This is a genomic window from Mycolicibacterium bacteremicum, from assembly GCF_002086115.1.
GTDB classification, from domain to species: Bacteria; Actinomycetota; Actinomycetes; order Mycobacteriales; family Mycobacteriaceae; genus Mycobacterium; species Mycobacterium bacteremicum.
Map to the genome: position 1 here is coordinate 75,566 of NZ_MVHJ01000004.1, position 18,773 is coordinate 94,338.

The window sequence follows — 18,773 nt, forward strand, 5'->3', positions numbered from 1 at the left end:
ACCACCAATTCACCACGGGCGGCGTGGCCGCGACCAGTGCAACCGGACCGTCTGCCCGGGCCGCACCTGGCCGAGCGTGTCGATGTCCTCGTCGGTGACCACACCGATCACCGGGTAGCCACCGGTCACCGGGTGATCGGGACCCAGGATCACCGGAAAACCGTTGGGCGGTATCTGGATCGCGCCGCGGGTGGCGCCCTCGCTGGGCAACTGCCGGTCCGGCCACCGGTACTCCAGCGGCATTCCCACCAGTCGCATGCCGACCCGGTCGCTACGGTTGGTCACCTGCCAGTTGGTGCGGACCAGGATGTCGGGGTCGACGAACCAGTCGTCCCGCGGGCCCGGAACCACCTGCAACTCCAGGATCTCCGGGGCGATGGCGCCGACGGGCGCCTGGTCGAGTTCGGGGAAGTCGGTGCTGTGGTCGCCGACCGGCAGCACGTCACCGGCGCGCAGCGGTGCCGGGCCGATCGCCGACATCACGTCGTAGCTGCGCGACCCCAGCACCGGGGCCACGTCGATACCGCCGCGCACCGCGAGATAACTGCGCATCCCGGAGTGCGGTGCGCCCAGCGAGATCACCTCACCATCACGCGCGTAGTGGATGCTGTTGGTACCGAACGGAACTCCGTTGACCGCCGGATCGGTGTCGGCCCCGGTGACGGCGATGGTGACGTCCCCGCCGTGCACCCGGGCCGAGAAGCCGCCGAAGGTGACCTCGACGGTGGCATGCGCACCGGGGTTGGCGACCAGCCGGTTGGCCAGCGTATGCGCCCGCCGGTCGGCGGCACCGGAGGTGGTCACCCCCATGTGCGCCATGCCGGGCCGGCCCAGATCCTCCACCAGGGCCAGCGGGCCGGTCCGCAGCACTTCCAGCGTGACGCTCATGATTGCCGATCCGCCCGGAAGGCGACGGTCATGCCCGGCGTCAGCAGGGCAGGCTGTGCGCGGGTCACGTCGAAGAGCACGGCCGCCGTGCGGCCGATCAACTGCCAGCCGCCGGGGGACTCGCGGGGATAGACCCCGCTGAACTCGCCGGCCAGGCCCACCGATCCGGCCGGCACCCGGGTCCGTGGCTCGGCGCGGCGGGGCACCTGCAGGCGGGGGTCACCGCCGATCAGGTACGCGAATCCCGGTGCGAAGCCGCCGAACCCGACCTGCCAAGGGGTGCCGGTGTGTGCCGCGACCACCTCGTCGACGCTCAGGCCGGTGAGCGCGGCGACGTCGGCCAGGTCGGCGCCGTCGTAGGTCACCTCGATCACGACGTCGGGTTGGGTGGCGCGGGCCTGCTCGTCGATCGGGCGGCGCAGACGCAGGGTTTTCAGCCGTTGCCGGGTGGGTGCCAGATATCGCGGGCCCGCCAGCTTCAGCAGGACGGTTCTGGACGCGGGCACGATGTCCAGGACACCGGGCAGGTCGGCGTGCTGAAGGGTGTCGGTCCAGGCCAATACCGCCGCGGTGCCGTCGAACTCGAGCAGCAGCGCCTGGTCCCCGTATTCGCGAACGGTGCCCAGCTCACCGGGCACGTGGACTTCCGATGTCACCGTCATCTGCCGAAGCTACCGCCGGGTAAGTTCTTTCTCGACGTGTCTGAGGGGTTTGCCAGAGGAGCCTTAACAACGGTTCATCAACCATCATCCTCGGCTGCTCACACCACCGGCTGATAGGTCGGTTCGCGGCGTTTGACGACCGCGATCACCCGATAGGTGACGGGCAGCAGCACCACCTCGACGATGGTCTTGTAGAACCAGCCCTGCGCGGTGTAGATCAGGAAATCGGTGAACGAGGTGATGCCGATGACGCCGGCCGCGATCGCGCAGAACACCACGGTGTCGCCGAGCTGGCCGATGAACGTCGACCCGACCAGCCGCGCCCACAGGTGCTTCTCCTTGGTCCGCTCCTTGATCAGCACCAGCGACCAGGCGTTCAGGGTCTGCCCGACGAGGAACCCGGCCATCCCGGCGATGATCAGCCCGGTGTAGGCGCTGACGATGTTCTCCAGGTGCTCCTGGTTGGGGTAGAAATCGGCGGCCGGCAGATAGACCGTCGCCCAGAATGCGGCGGCGGCAAGCGCATTCATCGCGAACCCGGTGAAGATGGCGCGTCGTGCGGCCTTGAAACCGTAGACCTCCGACAGCACGTCACCGATGACGTAGGTCAGCGGGAAGACGATGAACCCGCCGTCGGTGATGATCGGGCCGAACTCGACACCCTTGGTGGCGGTGACGTTGGAGATGATCACCAGCGCGGTGAACACCGCCACGAAGATCGGATAGTAGGCCGAACCGACCTGCGCGTAGGAGGGACGGTGTTCGGTGTCGGTCGGGCTGCTCACCCGGATATCTTCTCAGGCCAACGCGGGCGTCAGCAGCGGTGGCAGCTGGTCGGCCACCGCGGGCAGCGACAACGGCGAGCTGAACGCGATCGCGGCGGCCAGGTCGCGGCCGGTGAACACGTTGCGGGTGCCCTGCTCGGCGACGAGGGGGTCCGCGGTCAGCGCCGCGATCTCGGGATCGTCGGCGCACCAGATCAGCACATCGGCCTCCCCGAGCACCTGCGCCATCCGGTCCCGCGGCACCGTCGGGTCGGTCTCGGGTACCTGGAATCCGAGCTGGGTCAGGAACTCGGTGCGCCAGCCCGGTGGTGTCGTCACCAGATCGCCACCGTCCAGGCTGCCCTGCAGCAGCAGCGCCCGCTTGTCCTTGAATGCGGGGTTTGCGGTGGCCGCCGTGGTGAACCGGGTGTCGATGTCGGTGATCAGCTGCTGCATCTGGTCGTGCTTGAACACGGCGGCGCCGATGGCGGTGGCCTGGTCCTTCCACGGTTCGAAGAAGGCCTGCGTCCCGGACTGGGCGATGGTCGGCGCCACGCCGGACAACCGGTCATAGGTCGCGCGGTCCAGGCCGGCGTTGGTGGCGATGATGAGATCGGGGTTCAGCGCGGTGATGGCCTCGAAGTTGATGCCGTTGTCGAGGTTGAGCACGGCGGGCTGGGCGGCCCCGAGTGCGGGCAGCGCCCACGGCCACGTCGCGAACGGCTGCCCGCCGAACCATTCGGTCACCCCGACGGGGACGACGCCGACCGCCAGCAGGCAGTCCTGGCCGGTCAGTCCGGCGCTGACGACGCGGGTCGGTGCGGCGGGGATGCGGGTCTCACCGAAGGCGTGGGTGACGGTGACCGACCCGTCGTCGGCGACGGCGCCGGTCGGCGGCTCAGATGTGCACGCGGTGGCCGCGGCCGCCGACCCGGCGGCAAGCGCCAGCAGAAAGGCTCGCCGGGACCAGGGTGTCGGCACGCCGTGAGCGTAACCGCTGTTCTCCCCGGCGAGCGAGCGTGTCTGCACCATGACACGCCGGTGCCGTGCGGACTTTGCGCTCCCTCGCGGGCCGGCTACACCGTGAAATTGCCGAACAGCAGCAGCGCCAGGCCCAGCGCGACCACGATGTTGACCACGGTCGCCGAGGCGAACAGCGCAATCGGGCGCCACCCTGCCTCGCGCAGACCGCGCAGCGAGAACTCCAGCCCGATCGCGACGAACGCGAAGATCAGGAACCAGGTCCGCAGATCGTTGACGGTGGCGATGTCGACCTTGTCGCCGCCGAACTGCAGGTACAGCGTGCCGATCACCGAGGCCGCGATGAACCCGAGCACGAATTTGGGGAATCGGTCCCAGAATTCGCGCAGCGAGGGGCGGGCCGCTGTGTCATTTCCCGTCGCTTCGCTCGCCCCGGCCCAGCTCTTTCGCTCCACCTTCAGCGCGAAGTAGGCGGTCAATGCGATCGCCACGATGCCGATGAGCGCGTTCTGGGTCGTCTTGACGATGGTGGCGATCTGCAGCGCGTCCTCACCGGCGATCGCGCCGGCTGCGGCGACGGCGGCGGTGGTGTCGATGTTGCCGCCGATCCAGGCGCCGGCGACGGCGTCGGGCAGCCCGAACACCGAAGCCAGCCACGGCAGCAGAAAGATCGAGGGCAGCGCGAAGATGATCACCAACGAGGCGGCGTAGGCCAGCTGCTCGCGTTTGGCCTGGACCGCGCCGGCCGCGGCGATGGCGGCGCTGACACCGCAGATCGACACCGCCGAGGCCAGCAGGGCGCGCAGCTTGTCGTCCAGCCCCAGCCGGCCGCCCAGCCACCAGGTGAACCCGAAGACGATGCTGATCAGTAGCAGCGCCTGGATGATCGCCGGCCCGGCGGCGGTGACCAGCAGCTTGAGGTTGATCGAGGCGCCGAGCAGGACCAGCCCGGTCTTGATGAAGAACTCGGTGCGGAAACCCCGCGAGAGTGCCTCGCGCAGCGCCAATTTCGACAGGATGACGTTACCGATCAGGCCGAGCGCGATGGCGTAGACCGGGAACTCGATCGACTTGGCGACCTTGGCCAGCGGGGTGTCGGCCGCCCAGCCGGGCACCTGCTGTTCGAAGAACCGGGTGGCCGCCCCCAGCGCGATGACCACCAGGACGCCGGCGATCGCGTAGGGCAGTTTGGCGGTCCGCTCGTCGGTGCGCTCCGCGGGCGCGCTCGCGCTCGCAGTCTCGGTCACGGGATCACACTGCCCGGGATCGCCCCCACCAGTACCAGCGCCAGCAGGGTGAGACCGGCGATGACGGCCAGCCAGTCCTCGTTCAACTTCGCGGGTTGAGCCATTCGCCGACCATAGGGCGGACGGGTGGGAGGGTCAGGGGTTGCGCTCAGTGCGAGTCGAACGTGACTCCGAGCGCGCTCAGCAGCGCCTCCCGGTGCGCGACGAATTGCGGGTTGCGATAGTTGCGTTCGGCCTCGCCGTGGAAGTCCAGGGTCCGGTCGGCGACGAACCGGCCGCCATCGAGCACCAGCACGCGGTCGGCCAGTGCCACCGCCTCGTCGACGTCATGGGTCACCAGCAGCACGCCGGGACGGTACTTGGCGCACAGATCCTGCAGCAGGGTGTGCATCCGGATCCGGGTCAGCGCGTCCAGCGCGCCGAACGGTTCGTCGGCCAGCAGCAGCGCCGGGTTACGCACCAGGGATCGGGCCAGCGCGACGCGCTGCTGCTCACCGCCGGAGAGCTCGTAGGGCCAGGCGTGTTCGCGGCCGGGCAGCCCGACATCGGCCAGCACGGTGGCGCCCCGGTCGGTGACGTCGCGGCCGGACAGGCCGAGTGTCACGTTGTCCAGGACCCGGGCCCAGGGCAGCAGCCGGGAATCCTGGAACACCACCGAGACATCGTGGGAGACGTAGAGGTCACCGTCGCCGGCCACGCCGTGGTCCAGCCCGGCCAGTGCGCGCAGCAGGGTGCTCTTGCCGGATCCGCTGCGGCCCAGCAGGGCGACGAATTCGCCGCGGTGGATGGTCAGATCCACCGCGTCGAGCACGGTCGTGTCGCCGAAGGAGCGGGACAGCCGGCGGACCGCGGCGACCGGATCGCCGTAACCTGCACTGCTGCGGGCGGAGTCGTTGGTCAGTTCCCGAGTGCTCGTCGCCATGACAGCGCCCTCCTTTCGACGGCGCGCACGACGTAGTCACCGGTGAGGCCGAAGACCGCGTAGACCACCAGGCCCACCACCACGATGTCCAGTTGCCCGTACAGCCGGGCCTGGGTCATCAGGTAGCCGATGCCTTCGGTGGCGTTCACCTGCTCGACGACCACCAGGGCGGTCCACGAGATCGTCACCGCCAGACGCAATCCCGTGAAGAAGCCGGGCAGCGCGCCGGGGATGGCGACCTTGCGGATGAACTGGGCCCGGGTCAGCCCGACCGTCTCGGCCAGCTCGACGTGGCGCAGGTCGACACCTTTGAGCTGAGCGGTGGTGTTGATGTACACCGGGATCAGCACGCTGGTGGCGATGATGATGATCTTCATCGTGTCACCGATGCCGAACCAGATGATGGCCAGCGGGATGATCGCCAGTGTCGGCACCGCGCGCTTGACCTGGATGGGTCCGTCGACGACGGCCTCGCCGATGCGGCTCAACCCGGAGATCAGCGCCAGCACCAGGCCGAGCGCGACACCGATCGCCAGCGAGATCGTGGCGAGCTTGAGGGAGGCCAGGACGTTGTCGGGCAGCCGACCGTCGGACCACAGTTCGGCTGCGCTGCGGGCGATGTCGAACGGGTGGGGCAGTGTGCCCGGGTCCAGCACCCCGGTCTCGGAGGTGATGAACCAGATGGCCAGCAGCAGCAGCGGACCCAGCGCCAGCGCACCGGGAATGGCCCGGCCCGGACCGAGCCGGCGTCGCCGGTTGGTCCCCGAGCGGTGTTCGAGGTTCGGGAACTCGGTGGTGGCCTGCGGCGGGGCCGGTGCGGTGTGGGTGCTGGTCATCTGTCCCCCGGTGGCGGTTACTGGGTGGCGCCCGCGGGCAGCGGGGCGTCCGGCGTCAACTCACCGAAGCGGACGTCGAATTCGTCGCGGGCGGTGAGCTCCTTGCCCTTGAAGGCGCCCGCGCTCTGCAGCAGGTCGATGGTCTCCTGCTGGGTTTCGATCACCTCGTCGGTGAATCCGGGAATGCTGGACAGGCCATCGGATTCGGCGATCACCTCGGCATCCTCGGGCGTCACGTTCTGGTCTTTGATCAGGTACTCCTGAATCCAGACGTCCTTGTTCTCGTTGAGCCACTGTTCGGCGCGGTACCAGCGGATGACGAACTCGCGGATCGCGGCCGCCTGGGCCGGATCCGACAGCGCGACATTGCTGGCGTAGACGTAGTACAGGCCGGGGTTCGCGCCGGGTGCGTTCGGGATCTCTTTGCTGCCCTTGCCTTCGGTGGATGCCAGGTAGCGGAAGCGGTCGGGTTGCTTGAGGACGGCCGCATCGACCTGGTTGGCGCGCAGGCCGTCGGCGAACTCGGCGAGTCCCAGGTTCACCGGTTGCACATCCTGGATGCTGAGTCCGGCGGCCTTGAGGTTGCGCAGCACGATGGCTTGTTGCGCGGTGCCCTCGTTGATGGCGATGCGCTTGCCGGCGAGGTCCGCCAAGGTCTCGATGCCCGAGCCCGGGGCGGTGGCCAAGGTCGCCCCGGGACCGTCGTAGCGCACGGCACCGACGGTCGGCACCCCGGCATCGGAGAACTGCGCCAGGATCGGCGGGACATCGCCGACGCGGCCGAGTTGGGCGTTGCCGGACCGGATGGCCTCCAGTCGCAGCGGTCCGCTGCTGAAGTTGGCGTAGCTGACCTCGGCGGTCAGCTTGTCCTGTTCACCGGACAGTTCGAACAACGTCTTCATCCGGTTGGCATCGTCGGCGACGACGAGCTTGGTGCCCGCCGGTACCTCGATGGGCAGCGCCGCATCGACGGCCAGTGCCTCGCCGGGTTTGTCGGAGTCGGCCGAACCGCACGCGGTCAGCGCCCCGGCGGTCACGGCGGTGACGGCCGCGAGCCGGAACAGGGTGGACAACGGACGCATGGAATTGCTCCTAGCTGGCGGCCGACACGGAGGAATCCGTCCCGGCGCTGAATCGGTTGGTCGGCCGCGGCAGGCCCAGGTGCTCGCGCAGGGTGTCACCGGTGTACTCGGTGCGGAAAAGGTTGCGGCGCCGCAGTTCCGGCACCACGTGATCGACGAAGGCGGCCAGTGACGAGGGCAGGGCCGGCGGGATCAGGTTGAAGCCGTCGGCGGCGCCGGTGGTGAACCACAACTCGATGTCGTCGGCAACCTGTTCCGGCGTGCCGGCGATGAGCCGGTGCCCACGCCCGGAACTGAGGCGCAGCAACAGTTCCCGCACCGTCAGGTTCTCGGTCTCGACCAGCCGCTTGATCAACGCATATCGGCTCTTGATGAAGTGCGTCGCGTTGTCGTGGTTGTCCGGGAAGCGCAGCGGGCGGTCCAGGTCGTCGTGGGTGACCGGGAAGCCGACGATGCTGCTGAGCTGTTCCAGACCGTAGTCCGGAACCGTCAGCTCTTCGAGTTGGCGCTGCAACGCCCGGGCCTCGGCCTCGGTGCCGCCGATGACCGCCGACAGCCCGGGCAGGATGTGCACGGTGTCGGGGTTGCGGCCGTGGGTGCGCACCCGGTTCTTGACGTCGGTGTAGAAGTCGCGGCCTTCGGCGAGCGTGGGCTGGGCGGTGAAGATCGCCTCGGCGTAGCGGGTGGCGAACTCCTTGCCCGGCTCGGACGACCCCGCCTGGAACAGCACCGGGTGGCCCTGCGGCGAGCGCGGCACCTCCAACGGACCGGTGACCGAGAAGTGTTCGCCGACATGGTCGATGCGGTGGATCTTGGCCGGGTCGACGAATCGCGGCGCGTCCTTGTCTCCGACGATGGCGTCGTCCTCCCAGCTGTCCCACAACTGCAGGGCGACCTGCAGGAATTCATCGGCCCGGCGGTACCGGTGGTCGGGGTCGGGGTGGTTGGGGTAGCCGAAGTTGGCCGCGGCGGCCGCGTTGGCGGTGGTGACGATGTTCCACCCGGCGCGGCCCTTGCTGACATGATCCAGCGTGGCGAACCGGCGGGCCAAGCTGTAGGGGTCGTTGTAGGTCGTCGATGCGGTGGCGACCAGCCCGATCTGGCGGGTGGCTCCCGACAGCGCGGTCACCAGCGTGAACGGATCCAGCGCGTCGAACGGCCGGAACTCGGTCTTGTCCTTGAGCACCGGGTGGTCGGCGAAGAAGATCGCGTCCAGGGTGCCGCGTTCGGCGATGCGCGCCAGGTCGATGTAGTGGTCGATATCGGTGATACCCGAGATTCGGGTCTCGGGCAGCCGCCAGGCGGCCTCGTGCTGGCCGATGTTCCGTAGGAACGCGTTCAGGTGCAGTTGTCGTGGCTGCGCTGCCATGGGGGAGAACGTCCTCGCATCGGTTCGTCGGGTGGGGCAACTCCATTCGACGGGGCGGTGCGGGCCGGGTGAACAGTTTGGATCAGCGAAATTCTCAGTGTTTCCCCAAACCGCGCAGCAGCACGGCCATGCCGAACTCGAAGGCGTCCTCGGCCCGGTCCGTCGTGGACATGCCGGTGGCCAGCGCGGCGGCGAGTTCGGGACCGACCTCGGGGCTGGAACCCCACGGCGCCTCGGGGGCGGCGGCATCCAGGGCCGAGCCCAGGACGAAGGAGTCGATGAGGGTGATGATGCGCAGGGTGTCGGCGGGGTCGAAGCCGGCCGTGGTGAGGATGACGGCCAGCGCGTTGTACATGCTGACGGCGTGTGTGCTGCCGATCGGGTGGGCGGTCAACAGCGGTATGAGCCGCGGATAGCGGGCGTAGCTGCGGCGGTAGGACCGCATGATGTCGGCGAGGAGGTCGATCCACGGTCCCTCGTTCGCGGGCAGGGTGACCGCACTCATCGCCTTTTCGCGCAGCAGTTCGATGATCTGTTCGCGTCCGGTGACGTGGTTGTACAGCGAGGACGGGCTGACCTTCAGTGTGCGGGCCAGCTCGGGGATGGTGAACCCGCCCGTCGATTCGACCAGATCCATTGCGGCATCGGCGATTCGGTCGGGCGAGAGAATCGCTAGCTTGGGTCGCCCCACAGTTCTGCCCCTCCGGTCGTCACGGCGATGTCGATTCTGCTCTTTACAACGGCGGCTGTTGGTCACACAATAAACGAAACTAATTCGTTTTAGGAGTGTCGACATGCAGGTTCTGACCGCCGAGCCCGCTCAACCCCTGTCGCGGACCACGCCGTCGCAGCGGCCACCGCTGCGCGTCGCGCTGGTGCAGCACCGCTGGCGCCCCGATGCCGACGAGTTGGTGCGTGTGCTCGCCGGGGGTATCGCCCGCGCGGCCGACGCCGGTGCCGCGGTGGTGTTCCTGCCCGAGATCACCCTGCTGCGTTATCCGGCCGATATCCAGGCGGGTCCGAATCCCGGTGACTCGGCCGAAGATCTGTTGGGCGGCCCGACATTCGCCATGGCGGCCGAGGCGGCGCGCCGGCACGGGATCTTCGTGCACGCATCGCTGTACGAAAAGGCGCCGCAGGCAGATGGTCTCGGGTTCAACACCGCGATTCTGGTGTCACCAGGCGGTGAACTGGTCGGGCGCACCCGCAAGTTGCACATCCCGATCTCGGCCGGCTACTACGAGGACACCTACTTCCGCCCGGGTCCCGGGCAGTCCCCCGCGGACGAGCCCTACCCGGTCTACAACCCGGGCGGTCTCGGCGCGCGTCTGGGCATGCCGACCTGCTGGGACGAATGGTTCCCCGAGGTGGCCCGCAACTACGCGCTCGGCGGCGCGGAGATCGTCGTCTACCCGACGGCCATCGGGTCCGAGCCGGTGTTCCCCGATTTCGACACCCAACCGTTGTGGCAGCACGTCATCGTCGGGCATGGCATCAGCAACGGGTTGTTCATGGTGGTGCCCAACCGGACCGGTGACGAGGGCGCGCTGTCCTTCTACGGATCGTCGTTCATCTCGGATCCGTATGGGCGGGTGCTGGTGTCGGCACCGCGTGACGAGGAGGCGGTGCTCGTCGCGGATCTGGATCTGGATCAGCGCCGCGACTGGCTCGAGCTCTTCCCGTTCCTGTTGACCCGTCGTCCGGACACCTACGGACGGCTGACCGCGCCGGTGGACGTCGAGCGCCCGTACGGTGACGGCCACGCGGCGACGGCGGTCGTGAAGTGAGCGGGCAGGCGCGTTATGTGATGCCGGCCGAAGGTGCCCCGCAGGACCGGGTATGGATGGCCTTCCCGTCCGCGGGCTACTCCCTTGGTGACAGCGCCGACGAGCAACACGAGGCGCGTGCCACCTGGGCGGCCGTCGCACACGCCATCGCGGAGTTCGAACCGGTGACCATGCTGGTCGACCCGGATGAGATCACCTTCGCGAAACAGTATCTGTCCCAGGACATCGAGACCGTCGAGGTCCCGCTGAACGACGCCTGGATGCGCGATATCGGTCCCACCTTTGTGCACGCCGACGACGGTTCGGTGGCGGCGGTGGACTGGGTCTTCAACGGCTGGGGCGGCCAGGATTGGGCGCGCTGGGACCGGGACTGCAAGGTCGGCGCCGTCGTCGCCGAGCTGGCCGGCGTGCCGGTGGTGTCCTCGCCGCTGGTCAACGAGGGCGGCGGCATCCAGGTCGACGGCGCGGGCACGGTGTTGGTCACCGAGACCGTGCAACTGGACCCCGGACGCAACCCCGGCCTGACCAAGGCCGATGTCGAGGCCGAGCTGGCCCGCACCCTCGGTGTCACCGAGGTCATCTGGTTGCCGGTCGGCCTCACCCGGGACTCGCAGCGCTTCGGGACGCGCGGGCACGTCGACATCGTTGCGGCGTTCACCGAGCCCGGCAGGCTGCTGCTGCACACCCAGACCGACGAGAGTCACCCGGATGCGCTGGTGTGCAAGCGAATTCGTGATGCGCTCGGCGATCGCTTCGAGGTGGTGGAGATGCCCGCACCGAAGGTGCTCACCGATGACGAGGGGTTCGTCGACTACAGCTATATCAACCATCTGGTGGTCAACTCGGGCGTCATCGCCTGCGGGTTCGGTGACCCGCGCGATGCCGACGCCGTCGCGATCCTGGCCGAGCAGTACCCGGGCCGCCGGGTGGTCTCGGTCGATGCCCGGCCGCTGTTCGCCCGCGGCGGCGGGATCCACTGCATCACCCAGCAGCAGCCCGCGTCCCGCTGAACGCCGAAGGCCTGGGGCACCGACGGGTACCCCAGGCCATGGGCCGGAATTGATCAGACCAGGTTGATGGCCACCGGGATGTTGCCACGGGCTGCCTTCGAGTAGGGGCAGACCTCGTGGGCACCGTCGACGATCTTGCGCGCGGTCTCGGGGTCGACGCCCGGGATGCTGACGTTCAGGCGGGCCTGCAATGAGAATCCGCCGTCTCCGTTGACCAGGTCGACCTCGGCATCGACGGCCGTCTCGGCGGGCAGCTTCACCTTGTGCTGGCCGGCCACCAGGCCCATCGCGCTCAGATAGCAAGCCGACCAGCCCGCGGCGAACAGCTGCTCGGGGTTGGTGCCGGTGCCCCCGGCGCCGGGGGCGGTGAGCTGGATGTCCAGGTTGCCGTCGGAGCTGTATGACTCGCCCTGTCGCCCGCCGGTGGTATGGGTTGCGGCGGTGTACACAACGGACATGGTGTTCTCCTTGGGAAATCTCGCGTCGGTCGGTCGTTCCGGCCTGACTGCTGGGTAGAACTCCGCCGTCGTTTGAATCATTCCCGATTAAATCGTGCGCGCTACAATTGGTACATGCCACCGCAGCTGCCGCCCCTATCGGACTTCCTGTGCTTCGCCGTCTACTCGGCCAACCTCGCCTACGGCAAGGCCTATAAGCCGATCCTCGACAAGCTCGGCATCACCTACACCCAGTACCTGGTGATCGTCGCCCTGTGGGAGCAGGATCGGCAGACGGTCAGCGGCCTCGGGGAGCGGCTCTTCTTGGAGTCCAACACCCTGACCCCGATCCTGAAGCGATTGGAGGCGGCCGGCTACCTGACCCGGCAGCGTTCCACCGCCGATGAGCGTCAGGTCGTGGTCAGCCTGACCGATGCCGGCCGGGCCCTGCGGGAGCAGGGGCTGGAGATGGATCTGGTGGCCGCCACCGGTCTGGAACCCGATGAGCTGCGCGCCATGCAGAAGGGCATCGCGACACTACGGGACAATCTGCGTTCACACGTGCGTGAAACTGACGCTGGGGCATAATTTCCCGCGTGACCGACGTACTGATTGCGGGCGCCGGCCCGATCGGACTGACCGCCGCCGTCGAACTGGCCCGCCGCGGAGTCGATGTCCGGATCATCGATCCGCTGCTCGAGCCGCCCCAGTACGCCAAAGCCGTTGGCGTGCAGCCCCGTACGCTTGAAGTGTTCGAGCGGATGGGAATTGTGCGGCAGATCCTCGACGCGGCGGTGCATTTCCGCGGCCAGATCGCGTACGTCAACGGGGAACGGGTCGGTGAGATCGAGCTGACATTGCCCCCCGACGTGCCGTTTCAGTTCGTCGGCCTGCCGCAGTACAGCACCGAGCGGATCCTGCGCCGCGAGCTGACGGCGCGCGGCGTACGCATCGAACGCGGGGTTCGGCTCACCGGTTTCGAGCAGGACGATGACGGTGTCACCGCGATGCTCGACAACGCGACCCCGGTGCGCGCGCAGTACCTCATCGGTGCCGACGGCGCGCATTCGATCGTGCGCAAGACTCTTGGTCTGGCGTTCGAGGGAGCCGCCTTCGAGGAGCAGTACATGCTCGGCGATGTCGAAGTCGACTGGTCGCTGCCGCGCGGGTACACGGTGCGTGCCATGCATCAGACCGACGGCAAGGTCGATGATCTGCTGGTCTGTATACCGTTGCCCGGCCGGGGCCGCTATCGGATGTCGATGTTGGTGCCCCCGGAACTCGCGATCGGCCCGGGTGGGGTGCAGCACGGTTTCGGCGACGGGACCAAACCCGAACTGCACCATATCCAGGCGGTGCTCGACCGGCTGTCACCCGAGCCGACGACGGCCCGAAATCTCCGCTGGTCCTCGGTGTTCCGGGTCAGTCACCGCATCGTCGACGCCTACGGACGCGGTCGGGTGTTCGTTGCCGGCGACGCGGCGCACATCCATCCGCCGACCGGCGCGCAGGGCATGAACACCGGTATTCAGGATGCCTACAATCTGGCGTGGAAGCTGGCGCTGGCCGTGTTCCGCGACGCGGCTGACGGACTGCTCTACAGCTATGACGCGGAACGGCGACCCATCGGTGAAGAAGTGGTCGGGCGCACCGTGCGCAGCGCGCGGGAGGGCATCGGCGCCGATTCGACCGACCCCGACTTCATCATCCGCCGCGAGGCGCAGCTACTGGTCAGTTATGCCGACAGTCCCATCGTGGCTCCCGGTGCGGGCGGACGGGCCCCGGATGCCCGCGGACTGACCAGGTCCGCAGAGACCGAACCGGTGCGGCTGTTTACACTGCTGGCCGGGACGCGGCACACCCTGGTGCTATATGCCGACACCGCAACGGGTTTCGAGGAACTTGAAGCAGCAGTCGACGGTGCCGTCGCTGCCGCCCGCGGGATGCTCGATGTCTATGTCATCGCGCATCCCGAGGCGGATGTGGAGGCCACCATGTTGCCGTTGCTCCGCGACGGCGCGGGTGAGTTCGCCAAGGCCTACGGTGTCGAGGGCGCAGGGGCTTTCGTGGTGCGCCCGGACGGGCATCTCGGGTACGCAGGACCGATCGATGGCGCCGCCCTGGTCGAGTTCCTGAAGTGGACATTCGCCTGACGCGTCACGCTCGCCGTGGCGGGGCCCGCCGACGCAATCTTCGCCGGGCCCCGCCGTAAGGGCAATCACTGTGTAGTTGTCAAGGTGCGGTGGAACTTTGGCTATGCGGCGACCGGTCGGTCGGTCATGGTGCGGCGGTTATGGGAGCGCAGGTGTTCCGGTTCGGGCCCGGCCGGGTCGTGCGGGGGGATGAACCAGGGGTGACGGTCTCGGCCGAGGTGGACCCGCCAGCCACCGTGGTGGATCAGGGTATGGTGCAGCCGGCACAAGAGCACGCCGTTGTCGAGACTTGTTGTGCCGCCTTCGCTCCAGGGTTGGATGTGGTGGGCGTCGCACCAGGACACCGGCCGTACGCACCCCGGGTGCGCGCACCCACCGTCGCGGATGCCCAGGGCTTTTCGGATGGCCGGAGTGAACAGTCGCTCCGCCCGCCCGACGTCCAGCGGCACCCCGGTGTGGTCGACGATCACCTGAGTCAGTGTGGAGTCACACGCGATCAGCTCCGCCGTAGCAGCACTGACGGGTCCACCGAATCCGAGCGAATCCACAGCCCTATCATCGGTTGTGGCGGGGCGAACGAGGGTGACGTGCGGCAACACCCCGCCGGACAGCGGCCGGTCCGAATGCGCCAGGTAGGTCCGCAGGATCTGCCCGAAGGCGTCCGCCCGTCGTTGCCCGATCGGCCGTGGGTCAGGTGAGCCGTCCGGCAGTGGCACCGGACGACACAACGGGTCCAACGCCGCGCAGAGTTCCTCCCCGGTATTCAGATCAAGGTCCAATGTGGCGGCGGTTCGTCCTTCGTCGGTCTGCGCCAGCGTCATCTCGTTGAGGTCGGCGTCCTCGGCGACCGGCACCGCCCGGGTCTCGGCCGGCTGCGCCCCGACTTTGTCGATGGCGATCCCTCGGGCCTTCCGGGCGACCTCAGCCGGGGTGGTCTGGGTCATCAGCTTCGTCACCACACTCGACCGATCCTGTTCTGAGAGTTCGGTTCTGGCATCGATATGCGCCACGCCTCTTCCGACGGCATCGGCGAACTCGATGCCGATCCCACCCAACCGCTGCGCCGTCGTCAGCGCCGGCAGCAGATGCGCGGCGCGCCCCACCCGCACGGCCCGTACCGCCGCACCGGGGGCCATCCCCAGCAGGGTCAGTAGATCGGTGCCGGTCTTGAGGTGCCGCCGGGCCGGGATCCCGGCCCGCTCCGCAGCGGCCACCGCCGATGCGATGACATGGTCGGCCAGGTTGCGCACGGTCACCGCCCCGGCCAGCACTGCCAGCAGCGGTTCCTCGTCGACAATCCGCCGCGGACACTCCAAGAGGTGAAACAGCATCCGCCCCACATCATCTTCGGGCACATCCGCCGGGGTGAGGGCATCGATCAACTCATCAACAAAGCACTCGAAACGGGTGGCGTCCATGATGGATACCGGCTTTCACACTCGGTGCCCGAGGGCACGATGAGGCAACACATGCCCGGCCCCGCAGGACCAGGCAACCTCGCCGCGACCGGGGCCACGGTCTGGCGCTCACCGGATGGAGATCGGGAGCGATGTTGCATTCGAACTTGTCCTCTATCGTACATATGTTCGAATAGATGTGCAAGGAAATCTCGAGGCGTTCTCGGCGCCGATCGCCCGATGGCAGACGTGCCCGGGCTCAGGGGATCAGCTGTACCTTCAGGTGATCCCCATCGCGGGCCATGGCAGTGGCATACCCGGCGGCCGCCTCGTCCAACGGGATTGTGGTGGTGAAGATACCGTCGACATCGAGCCGGCCGGCCTGGAGCAGCGGGATCAGCGCGGGCCAGGTCTGCTGGACAGGGGCGGTGGTCAATCGGATGGTCAGGCTGCGGATCAGACAGCCCAGTGCGGGCAGCGGGTAGGGCTGCAGATCGTGCACGCCGACGATCGACACCGTACCGCCGGTCCGGACGGTGTCGATGGCGTCGTTGATGGTGGTATCGGTGCCGACGGCATCGATGACGGCGTCCACGCCGAGGCCGCCGGTGGCTTCTCGAACAGCCTGTACCGCCGGGGGACTGATCGGAATGGCGCCCCATACGGCGGCGCGGTCGCGGCGGGTCTGCACCGGGTCGACGGCGTATACGGTCGCGGCGCCGAGGGTCAGCGCGCTGCGCAGGGCGCACATGCCGACCGATCCCAACCCGATCACGGCAACGGTGCCGCCGATCGGGATGTCGGCGCGCAGCGCCGCCGCCCACCCGGTGGCCAGGTTGTCGGTGAGCAGCAGCGCCTGCTCGGTGGTGATGCCTTCGGGCATCTTCAGTAATTGGAAGTCCGCCGCCGGTACGGCGAGGAGTTCGGACTGCGCGCCGCCGAGCGCACCGGAGCCGAAGATCTGCGGGCCGAGCACGCAGCGGATGGGGTCATGGGTGGCGCATCCTGCGCACCGCCCGCACCCGGCGACCGAGGACACCAGCACGCGGTCGCCGACCGCGACATTGACCACATCCGAACCGGTTTCGACGACCGTGCCCACCGCCTCATGGCCGAGCGCGACGGGATCGATGATCGGGTAGTGGCCCTCCAGAAAATGCAGATCGGACCCGCAGATCGCCGCCGACTCGACCGCGACGATGGCGCCGTCGGCACCGGGCAGCACCGGGTCGGGGCGGGTGTCGACCCGCACCGTGCCCTCGGCATCGACCATTACTGAACGCATGCTCATTCCTCCCGGAAGTCCGACCAGACGGGTTCGCGCACGGCGGCGTGATAGGTGCTCAGCCGCCACGGGCTGACGGTGTGGATCTCACCGTCGGCGTTCTTGAAGTAGGAGTGCGTGATCGAGGGGTGTGCCCAGACGGTCTTGCGGATCTCCTCCTGCGAACGCCGGTGCCACTCGGCGGTCGGCTCGGGCAGCGGTTCGATGGAGCGCAGCCCGGCGGTGATCAGATGTTCCAGGCAGTGGTTGATATAGCGCATCTGCAACTCGGAGTTCAGGATGAGGCTGCCGCCGTGCGCCAGGTGGGCGCCCGGACCGTAGGTCATGAAGAAGTTGGGGAAGCCCGGCACGGTGATGCTGCGGTACGCGTACGGCCGGCTGCCCCAGACCTCGTGCAGGTCGAGGCCGTCGCGGCCGGTGACGGTGATCGGGAACAACACCTCGGTGGCGCGGAAACCGGTGGCGTAGACGATGATATCGGCGTCGTGGTGGACGCCGTCGGCGGTGACAACCGCCGTTTCGGTGATCCGTTCGACGGGGGTTCGGATGAGGTCGACGTTGTCGCGCTTGAGGGTGCTCAGCCAGCTGCCGTTGTCCTGCAGGGTGCGTTTACCGGTGGCGGGGTAATCGGGCAGGACCTTGGCCAGCAGCTCGGCATCATCGCCGACCTGGGTGGTGATCCAGTCGGTGAACATGATCCGGGCGATGGCGTTGATCTCGCTGACCGCGTAGTTCTTCTCGTCGGACTGGTCCTCATAGTCGGGATCGACCAGCGCGGCGTCCAGTCCCTTGTCGGCACCGGGCCACAACAACAGAAAGCGGTACCAGCGGCCGTAGTAGGGGAGATGCTCCATGGCCCAGCGGACGCCGTCGGCGACGGGTTCGTGGTACATCGGGTTGGGGAACATCCACTGCGCAGTGCGCTGAAAGATGCTCAGGCTGTCGACCTTTGCTGCGATGGCCGGCGCGATCTGAAAGCCGCTGGCGCCGGCGCCGATCAGCGCGACGCGTTTGCCGGTGACATCGACACTGTGATCCCAGGCCGCCGAATGAAACGACGGACCGGCGAAGGTGTCGGCACCGGGGAAGTCGGGGATCTGTGGCCGGTTCAGCTGACCCACCGCGGTGATGACGGCGTTGGCAGTGTACGTCTGGCCATCGCCGGTGGTGACCTGCCAGCGGTCGCCATCCCAGCTGACCGAGCGGACTTCGGTGCTGAACCTGATGTGCGGACCGAGGTCGTGGCGGGCGACCACGTCGGCGAAGTAGCGCCGCAGCTCGGGCTGTTCGGCGAAGAAGTGGTCCCAGTGATTGCTCGGTTCGAAGCTGTAACAGTAGAAGTGGTTGGCGATGTCTACGCGGGCGCCGGGATAGGAGTTCTCCCACCATGTTCCGCCGGGGCCGCTGTTCTTCTCCAGGATGGTGAAGCCGATACCGGCCTGCTTGAGCCGGACGCCGGCGAGCACACCGGATTCACCGCAACCGATCACGATGGCGTGGAAGTCTTGCGCGTCGTCGAGCTTCTGTGGTCGCCGCGGATCGACACCGTCGAGGTCGAGTTCCTCCAGTACGAGCGGCAGGTTGTCATCGCCGACGTGTTCGCAGGCGGCCCAGTCGAGCATCTCGCGGACCAACTCGGGTGACAGCGGTGCGGGGACCGGGCAGCCCGCGTCGCGGTAGACCGCGATCACGGGGAGGGCCTCGGCGCGGACGCGGGCCTTGTCCTCCTCGGACATGAAGCCCTGCACTTCGTTGAGGAACAGCCCGGCCTGCTTGTAGTCGCGGATGAAGCGTGGGTCGCCGGTGATGTGGACCAGCGACAGCAGCAGGGTGGGGATACTGACCTGCTCCAATGCCGCCGCGATATCGGCGTCGGCGGTATCGAAGGGCCGGCCGGCGTGGAAGCTGCGCGTCACGGGTGGTTACGCTACGGTGCGTTGCGGAATGGAGCAA

At 68.0% G+C, this 18,773-nt stretch carries 19 protein-coding genes; 4 read left to right on the plus strand and 15 right to left on the minus strand.

Going from position 1 to position 18,773, the window contains the following annotated elements; translation table 11 throughout:
• Positions 1-9 precede the first annotated feature (9 nt).
• The 11 genes from BST17_RS06075 to BST17_RS06120 form a co-directional block, all read right to left on the minus strand.
• On the minus strand, positions 10-888 hold the full coding sequence (locus BST17_RS06075) for a 5-oxoprolinase/urea amidolyase family protein (protein ID WP_083056178.1): 879 nt from the start codon (positions 886-888) through the stop codon (positions 10-12).
• Entirely contained in the window at positions 885-1,550 is a 666-nt protein-coding gene (locus tag BST17_RS06080; RefSeq protein WP_083056179.1) for a 5-oxoprolinase subunit B family protein, read from the minus strand. Before BST17_RS06080 ends, BST17_RS06075 begins: the two co-directional genes overlap by 4 nt.
• 98 nt (positions 1,551-1,648) lie before the next feature.
• A complete protein-coding gene (locus BST17_RS06085; protein WP_083056181.1) occupies positions 1,649-2,335 on the minus strand; it encodes a queuosine precursor transporter in 687 nt (228 codons plus the stop codon).
• A 12-nt stretch (positions 2,336-2,347) separates the two neighbouring features.
• Entirely contained in the window at positions 2,348-3,295 is a 948-nt protein-coding gene (locus tag BST17_RS06090) for an ABC transporter substrate-binding protein (RefSeq protein WP_083056569.1), read from the minus strand.
• A gap of 95 nt (positions 3,296-3,390) precedes the next feature.
• Positions 3,391-4,482 (minus strand): YeiH family protein, encoded by a 1,092-nt coding sequence (locus tag BST17_RS06095; RefSeq protein ID WP_276071266.1) that lies wholly within the window; start codon positions 4,480-4,482, stop codon positions 3,391-3,393.
• Positions 4,483-4,538: 56 nt separating this feature from the next.
• On the minus strand, positions 4,539-4,646 hold the full coding sequence (locus BST17_RS29825; protein ID WP_165762223.1) for a cytochrome c biogenesis protein ResB: 108 nt from the start codon (positions 4,644-4,646) through the stop codon (positions 4,539-4,541).
• A gap of 44 nt (positions 4,647-4,690) precedes the next feature.
• Positions 4,691-5,464 carry an ABC transporter ATP-binding protein gene (locus BST17_RS06100; RefSeq protein ID WP_083056184.1) on the minus strand — a complete coding sequence of 258 codons (774 nt, stop codon included), beginning with the start codon at positions 5,462-5,464 and terminating at the stop codon, positions 4,691-4,693.
• Positions 5,440-6,300, minus strand: coding sequence for an ABC transporter permease (locus tag BST17_RS06105; protein ID WP_083056185.1), 861 nt, complete (start codon positions 6,298-6,300; stop codon positions 5,440-5,442). The genes BST17_RS06100 and BST17_RS06105 overlap by 25 nt, the downstream gene beginning before the upstream one ends.
• 17 nt (positions 6,301-6,317) lie before the next feature.
• Complete coding sequence (locus BST17_RS06110) at positions 6,318-7,382, minus strand: ABC transporter substrate-binding protein (RefSeq protein WP_083056187.1); 1,065 nt, start codon at positions 7,380-7,382, stop codon at positions 6,318-6,320.
• Positions 7,383-7,392: 10 nt separating this feature from the next.
• Complete coding sequence (locus BST17_RS06115; RefSeq protein WP_083056188.1) at positions 7,393-8,751, minus strand: LLM class flavin-dependent oxidoreductase; 1,359 nt, start codon at positions 8,749-8,751, stop codon at positions 7,393-7,395.
• A gap of 94 nt (positions 8,752-8,845) precedes the next feature.
• Positions 8,846-9,442 (minus strand): TetR/AcrR family transcriptional regulator C-terminal domain-containing protein, encoded by a 597-nt coding sequence (locus BST17_RS06120; RefSeq protein ID WP_083056189.1) that lies wholly within the window; start codon positions 9,440-9,442, stop codon positions 8,846-8,848.
• A gap of 103 nt (positions 9,443-9,545) precedes the next feature.
• Here BST17_RS06120 and BST17_RS06125 point away from each other — a divergent pair, with 103 nt between their 5' ends.
• On the plus strand, positions 9,546-10,538 hold the full coding sequence (locus BST17_RS06125) for a nitrilase-related carbon-nitrogen hydrolase (protein WP_083056190.1): 993 nt from the start codon (positions 9,546-9,548) through the stop codon (positions 10,536-10,538).
• Between the two features lie 20 nt (positions 10,539-10,558).
• A complete protein-coding gene (locus BST17_RS06130; protein ID WP_083056571.1) occupies positions 10,559-11,548 on the plus strand; it encodes an agmatine deiminase family protein in 990 nt (329 codons plus the stop codon).
• A gap of 53 nt (positions 11,549-11,601) precedes the next feature.
• Here BST17_RS06130 and BST17_RS06135 read toward each other — a convergent pair whose 3' ends face one another.
• Positions 11,602-12,006 (minus strand): organic hydroperoxide resistance protein, encoded by a 405-nt coding sequence (locus BST17_RS06135; RefSeq protein WP_083056191.1) that lies wholly within the window; start codon positions 12,004-12,006, stop codon positions 11,602-11,604.
• A 114-nt stretch (positions 12,007-12,120) separates the two neighbouring features.
• On the opposite strand from BST17_RS06135, the gene BST17_RS06140 reads away from it, so the two are divergent.
• Both BST17_RS06140 and BST17_RS06145 read left to right on the plus strand, forming a co-directional pair.
• Positions 12,121-12,573, plus strand: coding sequence for a MarR family winged helix-turn-helix transcriptional regulator (locus BST17_RS06140; protein ID WP_083056193.1), 453 nt, complete (start codon positions 12,121-12,123; stop codon positions 12,571-12,573).
• A gap of 8 nt (positions 12,574-12,581) precedes the next feature.
• Complete coding sequence (locus tag BST17_RS06145) at positions 12,582-14,138, plus strand: FAD-dependent monooxygenase (protein ID WP_083056194.1); 1,557 nt, start codon at positions 12,582-12,584, stop codon at positions 14,136-14,138.
• Between the two features lie 101 nt (positions 14,139-14,239).
• Here BST17_RS06145 and BST17_RS06150 read toward each other — a convergent pair whose 3' ends face one another.
• From BST17_RS06150 to BST17_RS06160, 3 genes are all read right to left on the minus strand, one after another.
• Positions 14,240-15,556 (minus strand): HNH endonuclease signature motif containing protein, encoded by a 1,317-nt coding sequence (locus BST17_RS06150; RefSeq protein WP_083056195.1) that lies wholly within the window; start codon positions 15,554-15,556, stop codon positions 14,240-14,242.
• A 238-nt stretch (positions 15,557-15,794) separates the two neighbouring features.
• Positions 15,795-16,820: an alcohol dehydrogenase catalytic domain-containing protein gene (locus BST17_RS06155; RefSeq protein WP_083056196.1), complete on the minus strand. Its 1,026-nt coding sequence runs from the start codon at positions 16,818-16,820 to the stop codon at positions 15,795-15,797.
• Between the two features lie 2 nt (positions 16,821-16,822).
• Complete coding sequence (locus BST17_RS06160; RefSeq protein ID WP_083056197.1) at positions 16,823-18,736, minus strand: flavin-containing monooxygenase; 1,914 nt, start codon at positions 18,734-18,736, stop codon at positions 16,823-16,825.
• Between the last annotated feature and the right edge of the window lie 37 nt (positions 18,737-18,773).